General features: G+C 65.1%; 14 protein-coding genes. 3 read left to right on the top strand and 11 right to left on the bottom strand.

Annotation, left to right across the window (positions count from 1 at the left end):
• The first annotated feature begins 138 nt into the window (after positions 1–138).
• Positions 139–1,596 carry a glutamate synthase subunit beta gene (locus MOE34_RS14505; RefSeq protein WP_242217930.1) on the top strand — a complete coding sequence of 486 codons (1,458 nt, stop codon included), beginning with the start codon at positions 139–141 and terminating at the stop codon, positions 1,594–1,596.
• A 67-nt stretch (positions 1,597–1,663) separates the two neighbouring features.
• Here the strand turns inward: MOE34_RS14505 and MOE34_RS14500 are convergent, their stop codons facing one another.
• Both MOE34_RS14500 and MOE34_RS14495 read right to left on the bottom strand, forming a co-directional pair.
• Positions 1,664–2,821, bottom strand: a complete 1,158-nt coding sequence (locus tag MOE34_RS14500) for an SGNH/GDSL hydrolase family protein (RefSeq protein ID WP_242217928.1) — start codon at positions 2,819–2,821, stop codon at positions 1,664–1,666.
• 136 nt (positions 2,822–2,957) lie between these two features.
• Positions 2,958–4,178 carry a lytic murein transglycosylase gene (locus MOE34_RS14495; protein WP_242217926.1) on the bottom strand — a complete coding sequence of 407 codons (1,221 nt, stop codon included), beginning with the start codon at positions 4,176–4,178 and terminating at the stop codon, positions 2,958–2,960.
• 199 nt (positions 4,179–4,377) lie between these two features.
• Here MOE34_RS14495 and galU point away from each other — a divergent pair, with 199 nt between their 5' ends.
• Positions 4,378–5,265, top strand: coding sequence for a UTP--glucose-1-phosphate uridylyltransferase GalU (galU, locus tag MOE34_RS14490; RefSeq protein WP_242217924.1), 888 nt, complete (start codon positions 4,378–4,380; stop codon positions 5,263–5,265).
• A gap of 3 nt (positions 5,266–5,268) precedes the next feature.
• Here the strand turns inward: galU and MOE34_RS14485 are convergent, their stop codons facing one another.
• A complete protein-coding gene (locus MOE34_RS14485) occupies positions 5,269–6,732 on the bottom strand; it encodes an outer membrane beta-barrel protein (RefSeq protein WP_242217922.1) in 1,464 nt (487 codons plus the stop codon).
• Positions 6,733–6,880: 148 nt separating this feature from the next.
• On the opposite strand from MOE34_RS14485, the gene MOE34_RS14480 reads away from it, so the two are divergent.
• Positions 6,881–7,876 carry a KpsF/GutQ family sugar-phosphate isomerase gene (locus tag MOE34_RS14480; protein ID WP_242217920.1) on the top strand — a complete coding sequence of 332 codons (996 nt, stop codon included), beginning with the start codon at positions 6,881–6,883 and terminating at the stop codon, positions 7,874–7,876.
• Here MOE34_RS14480 and MOE34_RS14475 read toward each other — a convergent pair.
• The 8 genes from MOE34_RS14475 to MOE34_RS14440 form a co-directional block, all read right to left on the bottom strand.
• Complete coding sequence (locus MOE34_RS14475; protein WP_242217918.1) at positions 7,873–8,331, bottom strand: NfeD family protein; 459 nt, start codon at positions 8,329–8,331, stop codon at positions 7,873–7,875. The two genes, MOE34_RS14480 and MOE34_RS14475, sit on opposite strands and share 4 nt — an antisense overlap.
• 2 nt (positions 8,332–8,333) lie before the next feature.
• Positions 8,334–9,359 (bottom strand): SPFH domain-containing protein, encoded by a 1,026-nt coding sequence (locus MOE34_RS14470; RefSeq protein WP_242217915.1) that lies wholly within the window; start codon positions 9,357–9,359, stop codon positions 8,334–8,336.
• 91 nt (positions 9,360–9,450) lie between these two features.
• Positions 9,451–10,479, bottom strand: a complete 1,029-nt coding sequence (gene hemH, locus MOE34_RS14465; protein ID WP_242217913.1) for a ferrochelatase — start codon at positions 10,477–10,479, stop codon at positions 9,451–9,453.
• A gap of 126 nt (positions 10,480–10,605) precedes the next feature.
• The gene (locus MOE34_RS14460) at positions 10,606–12,462 is read right to left on the bottom strand and encodes a 5'-nucleotidase C-terminal domain-containing protein (protein WP_242217911.1); all 1,857 of its coding nucleotides are present in this window, start codon (positions 12,460–12,462) and stop codon (positions 10,606–10,608) included.
• A 164-nt stretch (positions 12,463–12,626) separates the two neighbouring features.
• Entirely contained in the window at positions 12,627–13,001 is a 375-nt protein-coding gene (gene omp10, locus MOE34_RS14455) for an outer membrane lipoprotein Omp10 (RefSeq protein ID WP_160785253.1), read from the bottom strand.
• Between the two features lie 174 nt (positions 13,002–13,175).
• Positions 13,176–14,627: a homospermidine synthase gene (locus MOE34_RS14450; protein WP_242217909.1), complete on the bottom strand. Its 1,452-nt coding sequence runs from the start codon at positions 14,625–14,627 to the stop codon at positions 13,176–13,178.
• Positions 14,628–14,781: 154 nt separating this feature from the next.
• The gene (locus MOE34_RS14445) at positions 14,782–15,402 is read right to left on the bottom strand and encodes an aminotransferase class IV family protein (RefSeq protein ID WP_242217907.1); all 621 of its coding nucleotides are present in this window, start codon (positions 15,400–15,402) and stop codon (positions 14,782–14,784) included.
• A complete protein-coding gene (locus tag MOE34_RS14440) occupies positions 15,387–16,544 on the bottom strand; it encodes an aminodeoxychorismate synthase component I (RefSeq protein ID WP_242217905.1) in 1,158 nt (385 codons plus the stop codon). Before MOE34_RS14440 ends, MOE34_RS14445 begins: the two co-directional genes overlap by 16 nt.
• Positions 16,545–16,549 lie beyond the last annotated feature (5 nt).

Genomic DNA, 16,549 nt, shown 5'->3' with positions numbered 1-16,549 from the left:
GGCAGCGGTCCACCTACCTTCACTGACCGATTGCGCGAAACGCGATCAGGATCGATTTCATCTTCACCGGTACGACAGCGGAGCTGCGCACCGGTAACGGGGCCCGAGAGGCACCCGTCTTGAGCAAGGATTATTGAAGTGGGCAAGGTAACTGGTTTCATGGAAATCGACCGGCAGGTGATGAAGTATCAGCCGGCCTCCGACCGCATCCGCCATTTCCGCGAATTCACCATTCCGATGTCGGATCCCGAAGTGCAGAAGCAGGCCGCGCGCTGCATGGACTGCGGCATTCCCTATTGCCACGGTCCGACCGGGTGTCCGGTGCACAACCAGATCCCGGACTGGAACGACCTCGTCTATAACGGCAACTGGGAAGAGGCGATCCGCAACCTGCATTCGACCAACAACTTCCCGGAATTCACTGGCCGCGTCTGCCCCGCACCCTGCGAGGAGGCGTGCACGCTGAACCTCGAGGACACTCCGGTCTCCATCAAGACCGTCGAGCAGGCGATTGCCGACAAGGCCTATGAGATGGGCTATATCGTGCCGCAGCCGGCGACGGTGAAGACCGGCAAGAAGGTCGCCGTTATCGGCTCCGGCCCGGCCGGCATGGCGGCCGCCCAGCAGCTTGCCCGCGCCGGTCATGAAGTCCATCTCTACGAGCGTGAATCCAAGGCCGGTGGCCTGCTGCGCTACGGCATCCCGGACTTCAAGATGGAGAAGAACTTCATCGACCGCCGCGTCGACCAGATGCGCGGCGAGGGCGTCACCTTCCACTACGGCGTCAATGTCGGCGTCGACAAGCCGATGGACGAGATGCTGGCGGAGCACGATGCCGTGCTCTATTGCGGCGGCTCGGAAACCCCGCGCGACGCCGGCATCCCGGGCGTCGATTTCGCCGGCGTGCATGATGCCATGCCGTACCTCGTGCAGCAGAACCGTCGTGTCGGCCGCGAGAACATCGATAGCGTCGGCTGGCCCTCCGCACCGATCCTTGCCGGTGGCAAGCATATCGTCGTCGTCGGCGGCGGCGATACCGCGTCGGACTGCGTCGGCACGGCCTTCCGCCAGGGCGCGGTGAAGGTCACGCAGCTCGACATCCGCCCGCAGCCGCCGGAAAAGGAAGACAAGCTCGCCGTCTGGCCCTTCTGGGCGACGAAGATGCGCACCTCCTCCTCGCAGGCCGAAGGCGCCGTGCGCGAGTTCCAGGTCGGCACGCTCGAATTCGTCGGCGACGAGGACGGTGTCCTGACGGGCGTGAAGTGCTGCCAGGTGGATGACCGCCGCAAGCCGATCCCCGGCACGGAGTTCATCATCAAGGCGGACCTCGCCTTCATCGCCATCGGCTTCCGTGGCCCCTTCACCACCAGCGTGCTGAAGGATCTCGGTGACAAGCTTGCGATCAACACCGACAAGCGCGGCTCGTCGAACGTCATCGCCAATGACCGCGACTACAAGACCTCGGTGGACAAGCTCTGGACCGCCGGCGACGTGCGCCGCGGCCAGTCGCTCGTCGTCTGGGCGATCCGCGAAGGCCGCCAGGCGGCACGCGCCATCGACGAGGCGCTGATGGGCGCGACGACGCTGCCGCGCTGAGGCTTCAGGAATAAGAAAAGGGCGCGCCGTGAAAGCGGCGCGCTCTTTTCGTTTCAGGTGTAGGGGATCAGGGCGTTGCTGTCTTGTTCATCCGGAAATCGTCCACGCGCCCGAGCGGCGCGTCGGCGGTCTCGCCCTTTTCCACCAGCTTGTCGCGCAGGCTCTTGCCGGTGCCCTTGATCGGAGCGCCGCCGAGGAGGGCCGTGCCGCCGTCCAGTACCGGGTCGGAAAGGCTGATGGGCTGCGTCTTTGTGATTTCCGCGTCCTCGACCGGGGGCGTCGCGACGACGAGGTCCTTGAGGTCGCCCTGCAGGCCGGGGCCGTCGGCGGCCGCATCGCCGAGCAGGCGGCGGATTTCCTTTTCCACGTAGAAGGCGAGCTTGCGCTTGCCGGCCTTGGTGAAATTGATGCCGTCGGAGCCGCGCAGGCGCACCTGCTGGCCGTTGATGTCGGAACCGGAAATGACGAACTTGCCCTCCTCGTCGACGAAGCCGTCCCAGATATCGACGAATTCGCCGCCCGCCTTCTCGACGCCGGCGCGATAGAAGTTGTTCAGCGTCGTCATGTCGGCGGTCAGCGCAGAGGACTGGAAGGCCGGCATGCCCATCCACAGCAGCGGCTTGCCGCTCTGGCGCGCCAGCGAGGCGAGGCGGGCGACGCGCGTCTCGTATTCCTTCGTCCAGGCCTCGGAGCGGAATTTCTCCTTCTCGCCCGCGACGGTCATCTGCTGGCGGTCGTTGGCGCCCATGCTGACGACGACGAGGGCGGGCTTCGTCTCGGCGATGAGGGCGGGCAGGCTTTCCGGCCAGTTGTAATAGTCGTCGCGCACGATGCCGGAGGAGCCGTTCGTGCGGCGCTCGACGCGAATGCCCGGCGTCGCCTCGAAGGCGGTCGCAAGGCCCTCGCCAACGCTACCGGCGATGAAGTCGCCAACGACCAGCACCACCTTCGCATCCGGCAGTTTCTCCACGACGGGTGCTTCCGGCGTCTTGGCGACCGTGGTTGTCGTCTTCTTCTTGCGGGCGGTGGGGCGCGGCTTCCTGACCTGCGGCTCGGCGGGGATGACCTCCCGGGGCTTTTTCTTGCCGAAGAGGAATTCGAGAATGGTCTTGCGCTCGCGCGGCTGCTCCTGTGCACCGGCGGGAAGCGCGGTCACGACGACGCTGGCGACGGCGACGAGGGCGATGCCGAGGCGCGCGATACGGGGGGGGATCGTCTTGCTCATCGTGAAAGGCTCCGTCTTTGCCCCGATGTTGCGGAAGCTCGGTGGCGGCATGATGGCAAATGCCGGCACCGAACGAAAGCGCCCGCCAGCAAAAAGGGCGCCGAAGCGCCCCCGATGCCAGTATCCGCCGCGGGCCTCAGCGGCGCAGGGCTTTCAGAACCTGCTGGCTCGGCTCGCCGTCCGCGGCAAGGCCCATGCGGTTCTGGAAGGCCTGGATCGCGGCCTTGGAGCCGGAGCCGAAATTGCCGTCGACCTCGCCGTCGTAATAGCCGAGTTCCTTGAGGCGTGTCTGGAGTTCGAATTTCTCGGTGATGTCGAGCGTGCCGTCCGGGCGCGGCCAGCGCTGCTTGACGCCGCTGTAGCCGGCGATCTGGTCCGCCAGCATGCCGACGCCCATCGCGTAGGAATCCGAGGCGTTGTAGCGCTTGATGACGAAGAAGTTCTTGGTCATCAGGAAGCCCGGGCCGCCATTGGCCGGCAGCTTGAGTTCGGCGCGGTCCGCGCCGTTCTTGAAGCCCTTGCCGCCCGGGCGGGTGAAGCCGAGCTTGCCCCACTGGGCGAGCGTCTTCGTCTGGCCCGAATACTTGTTGCCGCCCGGCGGCACCACGATTTCGTATCCCCAGGTCTTGCCGGCCTGCCAGCCGTTCTTGGCAAGCAGGTTCGCGGCGGTCGCCAGCGCGTCCGGCACGGAATTCCAGATGTCGCGATGACCGTTGCCATCGGCGTCGATCGCGTAGAGCAGGTAGCTTGTCGGAATGAACTGGGTGTGGCCCATCGCGCCTGCCCAGGAGCCGGTCATGTCGCCCGCGGCAATATCGCCGCGCTGGATGATCTTGAGGGCGGCGATGAGCTGGGTGCGGGCGTATTTCGAGCGCTTCTTGTCGGCATAGGCGAGTGTGGCGAGCGCGCGCGGCACGTAGTGCAGCCGGTCGTCCTTCTGAAGCACCGCGCCGTAGTTCGATTCCATCGACCAGATGGCGAGCAGGATATTGCGATCGACGCCGAAGTGACGTTCGAGCGCCGCCAGCGTGCGGCCATGCTTGGCCGCCATCTCGCGGCCGATGCGCACCGTGTAGGGGTTGACGCGCGAATCGAGATAATCCCAGATCTTGCTTTTGAATTCCGGCTGGTAGGCGGCCTTCTCCAGCACGTCCGGATCGGGTGTCTTGACGCCGGAAAACGCCTTCTGGTAGGTGCTCTTGCTGATGCCGGCCGCAGATGCGGTCTCGTAGAAGTCGGCGATCCAGTTCTGGAAGCGGGCGTCCGCGCGGGCCGCAGTCGCCTGGGCGAAAAGCCCGGCCGAGAGGAGAAGGGTGAGCGCAGATCGGCGCAGAACGGTCTTCAGATTCTGTGTCATCGGCTGTCATGTCCGTTTCTAAATTTCGGTACGATGGCCAGGAAGCCACCGGCTGAACGCAAAACTTATAAAAACGAAGTCAACAAATTCTTTACCATCAAAAAATTGCGCCGTCTTCTTTTGCAAAAAAATAGCAATTCGATTCTATTCCGGCTGGAATATGTCCGGCCATGAGGGCAATGGACCCAACGAGGTGAATATGTCGCAGGCACGCAAGGTTCGCAAAGCAGTCTTCCCGGTGGCCGGTCTCGGCACGCGCTTCCTTCCGGCGACGAAGGCCGTTCCGAAGGAAATGCTGACGGTCGTGGACAAGCCGGTGATCCAGTATGTGGTCGATGAGGCGCTGGATGCCGGCATCGAGCACCTGATCTTCGTGACGGGCCGCTCCAAGGCGGTCATCGAGGACTATTTCGATATCCAGGTCGAGCTGGAGCAGACGCTGCGCCAGCGCAACAAGACCGCCGAGCTGACGCTTCTGGAAAGCATCCTGCCCGTTGCCGGCTCCACCAGCTTCACGCGCCAGCAGGAGCCGCTCGGCCTCGGCCACGCCGTCTGGTGCGCCCGCGAACTCGTCGGCAACGAGCCTTTCGCCCTCCTGCTTCCCGACATGATCATGAAGGGGGAGAAGGGCTGCATGAAGGGTATGGTCGAACTCTTCGAGCATTCCGGCGCGAATGTCATCGCCGTCGAGGAATGCGCGCCCGACCAGGCGCATAAATACGGCATCGTCGGCGTCGGCGAGAAGATCGGCGACGGCTTCGCCATCACCAAGATGGTCGAGAAGCCGCCGCAGGGCACCGCGCCGTCGAACTTCTTCATCAACGGCCGCTATATCCTCCAGCCGGAAATCTTCCAGATCCTCTCCACGCAGGAGCGCGGCGCGGGCAACGAGATCCAGCTCACCGACGCCATGGTGAAGCTTGCGGTCGAGCAGACATTCGCGGCCTACCATTTCCGCGGCGAGACCTACGACTGCGGCGCCAAGGATGGCTTCATCCTCGCCAACATCGCCTTCGCGCTGGCGCGCGGGGATATCCGCCCGTCGGTCGAAGGGCCGCTGCGCGAACTGGTCGCCAGCCTGAAATAAGGCTCAGCGGCGCAGGACGAGACCGATGCCGGCGCGCGTGACGCCGGTGTCGGACGTGCCACGCTGGCGCGTCAGCTCGTAGGAGACATCGCCGGTCATCGCGAGCCAGCGATTGACGTTCCAGGTGATGCCGGTGCCGACCAGGTAGATCGTCTGGTTCGGATTTCCGGTATTCTTGAAATCGCGCAGGGTATAGGCGGCGCTGAGGCGCGCCACGAGATTTTCCCGCAATTCGTGCGTCAGTTCCGAGGTCGCCTCGTAGGAGACGTAGCCGCTCTGGCCGGCCGCGGTCGAAGGCTCGAGTTCCGTCGTAAGGCCGAGCCGCAGGTCCGTGCCGCGCTGCGGCGACCACTGGACCGTGCCGTCGAGCGTCAGCGCGCCGAGCGTGGCAAGACGGCTGTCGTCGAAGCGGGCGCGCTCGTAGCCCATGCCGAGATCGCCGCGCAGCTTTTCGCCAAGGTCCACTTCCACGCCGGCCCGGCCGCCGAGCGTCGTCGCGGAGCGCTCGTAACCGAGCGCATCGTACTTGTCGTCGTAGACCGCGCGGCCGACGGAGGCTTCCAGATAGGGGATCAGCGCTGGCGATAGTTCGTAGCCCACGCGGCCCGTCAGGGTGCCCGTGGTATGGTTCCGGTCGGAAAGGACGAGCCGGCTGCCGTCGGCGAGCGTCGCCGAGCCGTAGGTCCGGCGCTCCAGTTCCGCGCCGATCGTGCCGCGGATCAGGCCGAAATCGCGCGTGACGCGGGCGCCGGCCGAATAGGTGTGAACTCCGGACTGGGCGGTGGCGCCGTTGATCGCGTTGGGATCGCTGGAGCTTTCCCGCTCGAAATCGTAGCCGGCGGTGAGATTGGCGATGGTGCTGTCGCTGAGATCGAGCCGCAGGTCGGTATCCAGCCGCAGCCGCGGCTCAGTCTCGCCGGTGCCGCTGATGTTGCGCTGGTAGATGCCCTCGGCTTCGACGGAGAGCTGATGGCGCGACCAGTCCGAGACCAGCGATCCGCGAAGGCCGGTCTGGGAATAGGTGCGGCGCGTCGACACGCCGCCGCTCCTGTTCTTCTCGTGGCCGAGGTTCTGCGAGATCGAGGGACGCAGGATGAAGGAGCCGACGCGGATGCCGGTCGGCTCGTACGGATTGCCGAAATTGCTGCGTGCGCCATCGACGCTGCCTTCGCGCGCATTCAGCTGCTCGGTCTCGCGCCCCGTGCGGGCGAAGGTATTGCCCTCGTCGGCGATGGCGGGGGTGGAGGCCGTGGTCGTGCCGTCCGGAATTGCCGCTGTCGGATCGGCGTCTTCCGTTGCCGGGCTGGACAGGGGATCGGTCGCGCCCGCCTGCTGGTCACCAAGCGGCGCCGGGAAGGCGGAGGCACTTTGCTGGGCGAAGGCGGGAGCGGACACGAGCACGGTCCCGGCGAGCAGAAGCCCGGCCAGTCGCCATGTCGGGCAGGGCGGCAGCGCCCCGCGTTCCATTCCGTTCACCTCTTGCATGCTCGGCCCGCGATTCTCGAATTTCCTAAGCGAACGTAAACCGCCATGGTTAACGCTTGGTTGCCACGGGCGGCGGTGGCGCGCCAATGTTCTCAATGGACAGGTCCGGGCAAAAGCGCTAACGAGGCGCATGATCACGAGACAGGCCAAAGTTGACGGCGGTGGCGCTATCGCCTCCGCGATGCGGACGATCGAAACCGAAAAGGCGGGGCTTGTCGCCCTCGCTGCGGCGCTGGAAGGCGACCTGCACGACGCCTTCCGCGATGCGGTTTGCCGTATCGGCGACAGCGTCGGGCGCGTCATCGTCACCGGCATCGGCAAGTCGGGCCATATCGGCGTGAAGATCGCAGCCACGCTCGCCTCCACCGGCACGCCCTCCTTCTTCGTCCATCCGGTCGAGGCCAATCACGGCGACCTTGGCATGATCGGGCGCGACGACGTCATCCTGGCGCTCTCCTGGAGCGGGGAGACCGCCGAGCTGCAGGGCATCGTCTCCTATTCACGGCGCTTTTCCATCCCGCTGATCGCGATGACCTCCGGCGAACGCTCGGCCCTGGCGCGCGAGGCCGATACGGTGCTCTTGCTGCCGAAAGTGCAGGAAGCCTGCCCGCATGGGCTGGCGCCGACCTCCTCCACGCTGATGCAGCTTGCGCTGGGCGATGCCATCGCCGTGGCGCTGCTGGAGGCGCGCGGCTTCACGGCGACGGATTTCAAGACGTTCCACCCGGGCGGCAAGCTCGGTGCGAGCCTCTCCCATGTCGGCGACATCATGCATAGCGGCGAGAACATGCCGCTCGTGGCGCTGGGCACCTCGATGCCGGACGCCGTGCACATGCTGGCGCTGAAGCGTTACGGTTGCGTCGGCGTCATCGATGACGAGGGCACGCTGGCGGGTATCGTCACGGACGGGGATATCGCGCGCAACCTGTCGCGCAATCTCTCCGAACTCACCGTGGACGACGTGATGACGCGCAGTCCCAAGACGGTGAAGCCGGCGACGCTGGCGACCGCGGCGCTCGGCCTTCTCAACCAGCACAACATCTCGGCGCTTATCGTCACCGACGAGACCTTCCGTCCCGTCGGCATCGTGCATTTCCACGACCTGCTCAGGATCGGCGCGGCTTAAACGGCCTCTACCGTCAGGTCGCGGCCGTTACTGGCGGTGACGCGCACGCGCGTGCCGACCGGCAGGTCCGGTCCCTGAACGCTCCACATCGTATCGTCCAGGCGGATGCGGCCGCGGCCCTCGCTGATCGGCTGCTCCAGCGTCGCGGTGCGGCCGACGAGACTCTGGCCGCGCTGGTTGAGATGCGGCTGGTCGCTCGTCTCGCCCCGCGCGCTGACGATGCGCCGGCCGATGAGCGCGGCAACCAGCGACAGCACCGCGAAGACCAGCCATTGCGCTTGCCATGTCCAGAACGCCTGTTCCCACAGAAGCAGCGAGAGCGCGCCGGTTACGATGGCGGCGATGCCGATCCAGACGAGGAAGACGCCGGGCATCAGCACTTCGAGGATCAGGAGGACGATCCCGAGGACCCACCAGGCCCAGGGGCCGAGTTCGGCGACGATGCTGTGGATCATGCTCACGTCCCCTGCGGCGGCGTGTCGAACGGATTGCGGAAGGCGGGCGTGGTGGCGGTCGCCGTCGATGCCGGGCGGGCGCGCTGCGGAGTGCCGGCAGGCGCGGAGCCGTCGCCGAACACTTCCTTCGCGATGGCGCCGATGCCGCCGAGCGAGCCGACCAGCGAGGAGGCTTCCATCGGCATCAGCACGATCTTGGAGTTCGGCGCCTTGCCGATCGCGGCCATGGCCTCGGTGTATTTCTGCGCGATGAAGTAGTTGATCGCCTGCACATTACCGGCGGCGATGGCGTCGGAGACCATCTTCGTCGCCTTGGCCTCGGCTTCGGCAAGGCGCTCGCGCGCCTCGGCGTCACGGAAGGCGGCTTCGCGCTGGCCCTCGGCCTCCAGGATGGCGGATTGCTTGGCGCCTTCGGCGCGCAGGATCTGGGCGTTGCGCGAGCCTTCGGCCTCCAGAACCTGCGCGCGCTTCTCGCGCTCGGCCTTCATCTGCCGCGCCATCGAATCGACGAGGTCCTTCGGCGGGGCGATGTCCTTGATCTCCACACGGGTGATCTTCACGCCCCAGGGATTGGCGGCCTCGTCGACCACGCGCAGGAGCTGGTCGTTGATCTTGTCGCGGTTGGAAAGCAGCTCGTCGAGGTCCATCGACCCCATGACCGAACGGATATTGGTCATGGTGAGGTTGATGATGGCATGTTCGAGATTGGCGACCTGATAGGCGGCCTGCGCCGTGTTGAGCACCTGGTAGAAGGCGACGGCATCGGCGGCCACGCTGGCATTGTCGCGGGTGATGACCTCCTGCGTGGGAATGTCGAGCACCTGTTCCATCACGTTCATCCGCGAGCCGACCCGGTCGATGAAGGGAACAATCAGGTTGAGGCCGGGCTGGAGCGTGCGCGTATAGCGGCCGAAGCGTTCAACCGTGTACTGGTAGCCCTGCGGAACGGTCTTGATCCCGGCGAAGAGGATCAATACCACCAGGATCACGAGGGCGATGACGACGATATCCACTCCGGCAAAATCCATATTCTTTTCTCCAAAAGGCATTGCGGCTTTACTGTAGGCAATACGGCCCACGGCGCCAGTCTATTTGAGCGGAATGAAAATTATGCGCGGCTCAGATCCAGCCGGAGAGTTCACGCCGCACGACCGCCTCCAGAACGGCCATGCCCTCTGGTGAATCGTTGAGACAGGGGATGTGCGCGAATTTCTCGCCGCCATTGTGCAGGAAGCTTTCGGCGGCCTGCTCGGCGATCTCCTCCAGCGTTTCCAGGCAATCGGAAACGAAGCCGGGATTGAGGACGGCGATGCGCTTTACGCCCTCCTGCGCCAGCTTCTCCACGGTCTTGTCGGTATAGGGCTGCAACCATTCTTCCGGCCCGAAACGGGACTGGAAGGTGACGACCAGCTTTTCCTCCGACCAGCCGAGACGCTCGCGCAGCAGGCGCGCGGTCTTCTGGCACTGGCAGTAATAGGGGTCGCCCTTCTCGAAATAGCTCTTCGGAATGCCGTGGAAGGAGGTCAGCACCTTTTCCGGTTCCCAGTCGAGCGTTGCAAGGTGTTTCTCGATAGAGACGGCGAGCGCGTCGATATAGGCCGGATCGTCGTGATAGGGCGGCACAGTGCGCAGCGCCGGCTGCCAGCGCATCTTCAGCAGCGTCTCGAAAGCCTTGTCGTTGACGGTCGCCGTCGTCGCGGCGGCATATTGCGGATAGAGCGGGAAGAGGACGATACGCTCACAGCCTTCCTTCTGCAGGCGCTCCATGCGCGAGGCGATGGACGGCTGGCCGTAGCGCATGGCCCAGTCGACGATGACGTTCGAATGGTCCTTGAGGGCCTCAGCCATCAGCTCGGCCTGGCTGCGGGTATAGGTGCGCAGGTAGCTCTCGTTCCGGTCCTTGTTCCAGATCGTCTCATAGGCCTTGCCGACCTTGCCGGGGCGCGTGTTGAGCACGATGCCGAAAAGGATCGGGTACCAGGCGATCTTCGGCCATTCGATGACGCGCTTGTCCGTCAGGAATTCCTTCAGGTAGCGCCGCATGGAGGCGTAGTCCGTGCCGTCCGGCGTGCCGAGATTGACGAGCAGCACACCGACCTTGCCATGCTTGACGGGCGGATGGGCGGCGGGCTTGGCGGCGATGTCCATGATGGATCCTGTGCGTGCGGGGTGTCGTTCTATACGCGGCGAGGCCGGTCCGTTCAGAACGGTTCTAAAAAGAAATGCCGGGCCGGGAAAGCCCGGACCGGCAGAAAAAGTTGAGACGAATTGTCCTTATTTGGCCGGGATCGACAGCTCCGTGCCGACATGGAGCGCGCGCGGACGCGGATTGCCGTTGGCCTTGGCGATCCTGTGCCATAGGGCGCCATTGCCATAGGCCGCCGCTGCGATGTCCCAGAGCGTGTCGCCGCGTGCGACGACATGCTTGCCGCCGACTGTTGCGGATGCTGCATCCGCCGTCGCCGCGCCTTCGGCCGGCTTTGCCGCCGTGTCCGTCGCGGCCGCCGGCTTCGCCTCGGCATTCACCGCGGCGACTTCCATGATGCGGCCGTCGGTATAGGGCTTGTAGGGGCGGTGGGCGGCGAGGTAGTCGGCGACGACAAGCTCGAGATTCGGGCCGAAGTCGTAGGCATTCAAGCCGGCCTTGGCGAAGACGGAATAACCGTCGCCTCCCGCGCGCAGGTAGTTGTTGGAGACGACGCCGTAGGTCTTGGCAGGATCGAGCGGGGCAAAGGTGTCGCCCTCTTTCACCTCGACCGAGACGATGCGGCTGCCCGCGGGCTTCGACTTGTCGAAGGAATATTTCATGCCGGCGACCTGCGGGAAGCGTCCTGCACCCTCCTCGATCTGGCTGAGGCCGTTTTCGAGGGCGGCGAGGAGATCGGCGCCCTTGAGCTGGAAGGTCGCGACGGTGTTCTGGAAGGGCAGCACCGACAGCACCTCGCCCATGGAGACCGGGCCGCCGTCGATGGAGGAGCGCAGGCCCCCGCCATTGGTGATGGCGACGGTCATGCCCTGGTCCTTCGTGCGGTCGAGGATCGCGTCGGCCACGAGGTTGCCCATGGGGCATTCGGCGGCGCGGCAGACCTCGCGCGAGCCGTCGATCGGCTCGGCGGTCTCCGCGACGACCTTGTTCTTCAACTCTTCGATGGGGCCGGCCAGTTCCTTGATGCGGGCGAGGACGGCTTCGTCCGGCTTGATCGAGGAATCGAGGAGGATCGGTTCGCCCGAGGCTTCCTTCACCACGCCGGCGTCGTCGAAGACGACCTTGAGGTTGCCGAGATATTTCGTATAGGCCCCGGCCTGCACGACCGGCACCTTGTAGCCGCCGGGATTGTCGACCAGCGTCGGATAGGGGCCTTCGGCCTTGTCCGAGGTGTTGGAGAGGAACGTGTTGGTATGGCCGCCGACCACCACGTCCACATCGGGAATCTTAGCGATGGCTTCGAGGTCGCGCGGATAGCCGACATGGGTGAGGGCGACGATCTTGTCGACGCCCTGCTTCTTCAGTTCGGCGACGGCGGCGGTGATGTCTGCGACGTCGTTGCCGATCAGCACGTTCGGGCCGGGGGAGGAGAGTTCCGCCGTGTCGTTGGCGACCGCGCCGACGATGCCGATCTTCTGTCCGCCCTGCTCGATCACGACGAAGGGCTTGATGCGATCGCCGATCTTCGAGCTTGCGCCGGCGGCGACATTGGCGGTGACGACGGGGAACTGGATCTTGTCGAGGAAGGTGGCGAGGCCGTCCTCGCTGTCGTCGAATTCATGGTTGCCGACGGTCATGGCGTCGAACTTCATGAGGTTGAGGAACTCGGCCTCCGTCGCACCCTTGTAGGTGGTGTAGAAGAGCGAGCCTTGGAAATTGTCGCCGGCATTGAGGAGGAGAACGTTCTTGCCGGAAAGCTTCTGGCGCTCGGCGTCGATGGCCGCCTTCAGGCGCGCGACACCGCCGAAGCATTCGCCCTTGCCTTCCTCTTCGGCCGAGCAGGTCGAATCGAACTTGTTGATCGCCTCGATGCGCGAATGCAGGTCGTTGATATGCAGGATGTTCAGCTCGTAATCCGCAAGCGCCGAGCCGCCGGAGAGCGCGATGATGGAAACGGCCAGCAGGCCGGATCGGAAAATCGTCATGGTCCTGTTCTCCTCGTTTGCCGCGACCCCTGTCGGGCGGGCGGATGTTTCCACCGCTGGCCGGCAACTTCAAGAGAAAAGACGACTTGCCGAAAGGCAGGTTCGTTTGACGGTTAAGACGAAAAAAGGGCCTTGCGGCCCTTTCATCGGGATGCCGTTTCGGCTCAGACGCGGCGGGCGAGGGAGAACTGTGCGCCCTCCGCCGTCGTGCAGTTGAGCTGGCTCTGGCTGACAAGCGCGCAATTGACCTTGGACTGCGTGTTGCGCACCAGCGAGGTCATGTTGATTTCGACCAGCGTCGGCGAGGTGTTGACGTAGGTGCCCGAGGCGAGAAGCTGGTTCGTGTCGGTCGTGCGCGTCGTGAAGGTGCCGGCCGCGAAGGTCGAGACGATGCCGTTCGGATCCACCCAGGCGCCTTCGACGCCTGTCGGTGCGGGCCGCTGGGCTACCGGCATGTCGTTGCGCGGGGCGCGCTCCGTCTGGCAGGAGGCGAGCGCTACGGCTGCGGTGAGCAGGCCCAGGGCTGCGATTGGCTTCATGTCAGGTCTCCCAAGGTCACGGCGGCGCAAAGCACCCGTTCGTTTCGCCCGACCATGCCGTGAAGAAAAGCCGAAAGCAAGACGCGCCGCCCGGCGAATAAGCATTATCCCATTGGAAGCGAAGACGCCCGCGGCATGGCCGCGGGCGTCTTCGTATCGGGGCGTGAGGACCGTTCAGCGAACGAGAACGTTCTTGAACTGCCACGGATCCTTCGTGTCGAGGTCTTCCGGGAAGAGGCCCGGGCGGCCGTCGAGCGGGGTCCAGTCGGTGTAGTGGCCCTCGACCGGGCCGAGATAGGGCATCTGCACTTCAAGGCAGCGCTTGTAGTCGATCTCGTCGGCCTCGACGATGCCGGCCTTCGGGTTCTCCAGCGCCCAGACCATGCCGGCGAGCACGGCGGAGGTTACCTGCAGGCCGGTCGCGTTCTGGTAGGGAGCGATACGGCGGGTCTCTTCCAGCGAAAGGCGCGAGCCATACCAGTAGGCGTTCTTGTCGTGGCCGTAGAGCAGCACGCCGAGTTCGTCGACGCCGTCCACCAGTTCGTTCTCGTCGAGGACGTGCAGGACCGGCTGCTGGTTGCCGCCGTTGCCGAACATCTCGTGCAGCGACAGCACAGCGTCGTTGCAGGGGTGGTAGGCGTAGTGGCAGGTCGGGCGGTAGGTGACGTCGCCGTCCTTGTCGCGGACGGTGAAGAAGTCGGCGATCGAGATGGACTCGTTATGGGTGACGAGGAAGCCGTATTGCGGGCCGGGCGTCGGGCACCAGGAGCGCACGCGCGTGTTGGCGCCGGGCTGCTCGAGGTAGATCGCGGCCTTGCAGCCCTTCTTCTGCTTCTTGGCGTTCTTTGGCGTCCACTTTTCGTGGGTGCCCCAGCCCAGCTCGGCCGGCTGCAGGCCTTCCGAGATGAAGCCTTCGACGGACCAGGTGTTCCAGAAGGTGTTGAAGGGCTTGGGGTTCTTGGTGCGCTGGGTGTCGCGCTCGGCGATGTGCACGCCCTTGACGCCGGCCTTCTTCATCAGCTTGGCCCAGCCTTCGCGGTCGTCCTGAGAAGGCTCTTCGAACTTCATGTCGAGGTCGCGGGCAAGGTTAAGCAGCGCCTGCTTGACGAACCAGGAGACCATCCCGGGGTTGGCGCCGCAGGTGGAAACGGCCGTCGTGCCACCCGGATGCTTTTCCTTCTCCTTGCGCACGGTCTCGCGCAGGGCGTAGTTCGTGCGGTCGGCGTTCTTCATGTCCTTGTCGAAGTAGAAGCCGAGCCACGGCTCGACGACGGTGTCGATGTAGAGCACGTCCAGCTTGCGGCAGAACTTGATGAGATCGAGCGAGCCGGTGTCGACGGAGAGGTTGACGCAGAACGCCTGACCTTCGCCTTCCGTGAGGAGCGGCTTCAGGAGGTCCTTGTAGTTCTCCTTGGTGACGTGGGCCTTGACGTGGCGGACGCCGTGGCGGGCATAGAGTTCGGCGTCGGCGGCGTCTTCGCGCGGCTCGATGACGATCAGCCGGTTCCGGTCGTATTTGAAGTGGCGCTCGATCAGCGGCAGCGTGCCGCGACCGATGGAGCCGAAGCCGATCATCACGATCGGGCCGGTGATTTCGCCATATACCGGATAGGTGCTGTCTGCCATTTGGGTCTCCTGCGGACGGCCGCTTTGCGCTGAAAATTCAGGGGTTCGAAGGCCCCTTAGCATAGTATGGCAGCGCTAGAGCACAGATTTCTGTCACAATAAAGAGCGGCCGGGGAATTCTGCGACGATATGCTTAAGCGGCTGTCGTCGTGGTCTATGCGAGGACGCAGCGGATCAGGCCCCGCAGCGAATTTCCGGCGAGGATCGCGCCCCGCGCAAGGTCCTCCGGCCGCAGCGCCGCCTCGATGGCCCTGCCGGTTTCCAGCAGTTCCTCGCGCAGCACGCCGGCCAGCAGGCCGCAGGCGAGCGGCGGCGTCTTCAACGGGCCGGAGCCGTCGTCGAGGAAGAGCGAGGTGATGGTGCCCTCGCAAAGCTCGCCGCGCTCGTTGAGGAGGAGAACCTCGTCGGCGTCCGCTGCCGGGAATTCGGCGCGGGCGGCGGCGTAGAGGGCGCGGCGGGATGTCTTGTGGCGCAGCAGCGGATCGGTGGAGGAAAGGCAGGTTCCGGCGAACTTGAGCCGCCATGTCGCGTCCGGGGCAAGCGGGGTGAATACGGCCGCCTGCACCTCGATCCCGCCATCGGGGAAAAGCTCAAGCCGGACGCGAAGCGGGTCGGCGGAGCGGGGGGCGGCGGCCAGCAATGCGTCCCTTGCCCGCTCTGCGCCGGGAAGGTCCAGCGCGGCCGCCGACCGCTGCAGCCGCGCCAGATGCCGCTCCAGCCGCACGAAGCCTGCCGCTGGCTCCCAGCGCAGGGTCTCGATCAGCGAGAGATCCATTGGTCCCCCACGGCGAAGCGCGCCTTCAGCAGGCATTCCGCATATTCCGCCTCGGCGGTGGAATCGAAGACGATGCCGCCGCCGACATTGAAGACGGCGTTGCCGTCGTCGAAGAGCGAGATGGTGCGGATGGCGACGTTGAAGCGCATGGTGCCGTCGGGGGCGATCATGCCGATGGCGCCGCAATAGGCGTCACGCGGGCCGTCCTCCAGGTCGTGCAGGATCTCCATGGCGCGCATCTTCGGCGCGCCGGTGATGGAGCCGCAGGGGAAGAGGGCGGCGAAGATATCGCGGATGGAGATGCCCGGCGTCAGCTTCGCCCGGACATGGCTCACCATCTGGTGCACGGTCGGGTAGGTCTCGACCGCGAAGAGCTTCGGAACATGCAGCGTGCCGACCTCGGTGATGCGCGAGATGTCATTGCGCAGGAGGTCGACGATCATGCGGTTTTCCGCCTGCGATTTCGGATCGGCCTGCATGGCGGCGATGATGCGCTCGTCCTCGGCCGCGCTGCCCCCACGCGGCGCGGTGCCCTTCATCGGATGCGTCTCGATCCAACCCTCTCTATCGATATCGAAGAAGAGTTCCGGCGAGCGCGAGAGCAGTTTCGGCCCGTCCAGCGAGATGAAAGCGCCGTAGCGCACGGGCTGGCGTTCGATCAGCGACCAGAAGGCGGCGAGCGGGTCGCCGTTCCAGCGGGCGCGGATCGGCATGGTGAGGTTGGCCTGGTAGCAATCGCCCTGCCGGAGGTGCTGGTGCAGGCGATCGAAGCGGCCGCGGTAGGTCTCGAAATCCCAGTCGGCCCTGGGATCGGTGAGGAAAGGTTCGTTTTCGACACGTTGGCGCGGCGTTGCGAGCGGGTGATCGTCCGACGGCTTTTCGAAGATGCCGAAGCTCATCAGCGGGGTCAGGCGGTTCTCCTCGGCGAGCGGGGTCAGCTTCTTCTCGAAGAGATGGCCGGCCTCATAGCTCATGAAGCCGGCGATCCAGTGGCCCTTTTCATGCGCCGCCTGCAAGGCCGCGAAGGCCGGCTCGAAACCGGCGCGCTCGCGCACGGTGACGACCGCGAGCGGATCGGCGAAAACCACCGTCCGATCCTCACGGTCGTCCCTGAGGAGCACAAAGCGTTCGCGGTCGGTCATACGGG

It is taken from the genome of Shinella zoogloeoides (genome assembly GCF_022682305.1).
Classification (GTDB): domain Bacteria; phylum Pseudomonadota; class Alphaproteobacteria; order Rhizobiales; family Rhizobiaceae; genus Shinella; species Shinella zoogloeoides_B.
The sequence above is the reverse complement of the archived record's forward strand: the minus strand, read 5'-3'. Positions and strand labels throughout refer to the sequence as shown.

Coding starts and splice junctions, on each gene's coding strand:
- MOE34_RS14440 (WP_242217905.1), bottom strand. CDS start 16,544: ATGACCGACCGCGAACGCTTTGTGCTCCTCAGGGACGACCGTGAGGAT.
- MOE34_RS14480 (WP_242217920.1), top strand. CDS start 6,881: ATGATCACGAGACAGGCCAAAGTTGACGGCGGTGGCGCTATCGCCTCC.
- MOE34_RS14450 (WP_242217909.1), bottom strand. CDS start 14,627: ATGGCAGACAGCACCTATCCGGTATATGGCGAAATCACCGGCCCGATC.
- MOE34_RS14460 (WP_242217911.1), bottom strand. CDS start 12,462: ATGACGATTTTCCGATCCGGCCTGCTGGCCGTTTCCATCATCGCGCTC.
- galU (WP_242217924.1), top strand. CDS start 4,378: ATGTCGCAGGCACGCAAGGTTCGCAAAGCAGTCTTCCCGGTGGCCGGT.
- omp10 (WP_160785253.1), bottom strand. CDS start 13,001: ATGAAGCCAATCGCAGCCCTGGGCCTGCTCACCGCAGCCGTAGCGCTC.
- MOE34_RS14475 (WP_242217918.1), bottom strand. CDS start 8,331: ATGATCCACAGCATCGTCGCCGAACTCGGCCCCTGGGCCTGGTGGGTC.
- MOE34_RS14485 (WP_242217922.1), bottom strand. CDS start 6,732: ATGGAACGCGGGGCGCTGCCGCCCTGCCCGACATGGCGACTGGCCGGG.
- MOE34_RS14470 (WP_242217915.1), bottom strand. CDS start 9,359: ATGGATTTTGCCGGAGTGGATATCGTCGTCATCGCCCTCGTGATCCTG.
- MOE34_RS14495 (WP_242217926.1), bottom strand. CDS start 4,178: ATGACACAGAATCTGAAGACCGTTCTGCGCCGATCTGCGCTCACCCTT.
- MOE34_RS14445 (WP_242217907.1), bottom strand. CDS start 15,402: ATGGATCTCTCGCTGATCGAGACCCTGCGCTGGGAGCCAGCGGCAGGC.
- MOE34_RS14500 (WP_242217928.1), bottom strand. CDS start 2,821: ATGAGCAAGACGATCCCCCCCCGTATCGCGCGCCTCGGCATCGCCCTC.
- hemH (WP_242217913.1), bottom strand. CDS start 10,479: ATGGACATCGCCGCCAAGCCCGCCGCCCATCCGCCCGTCAAGCATGGC.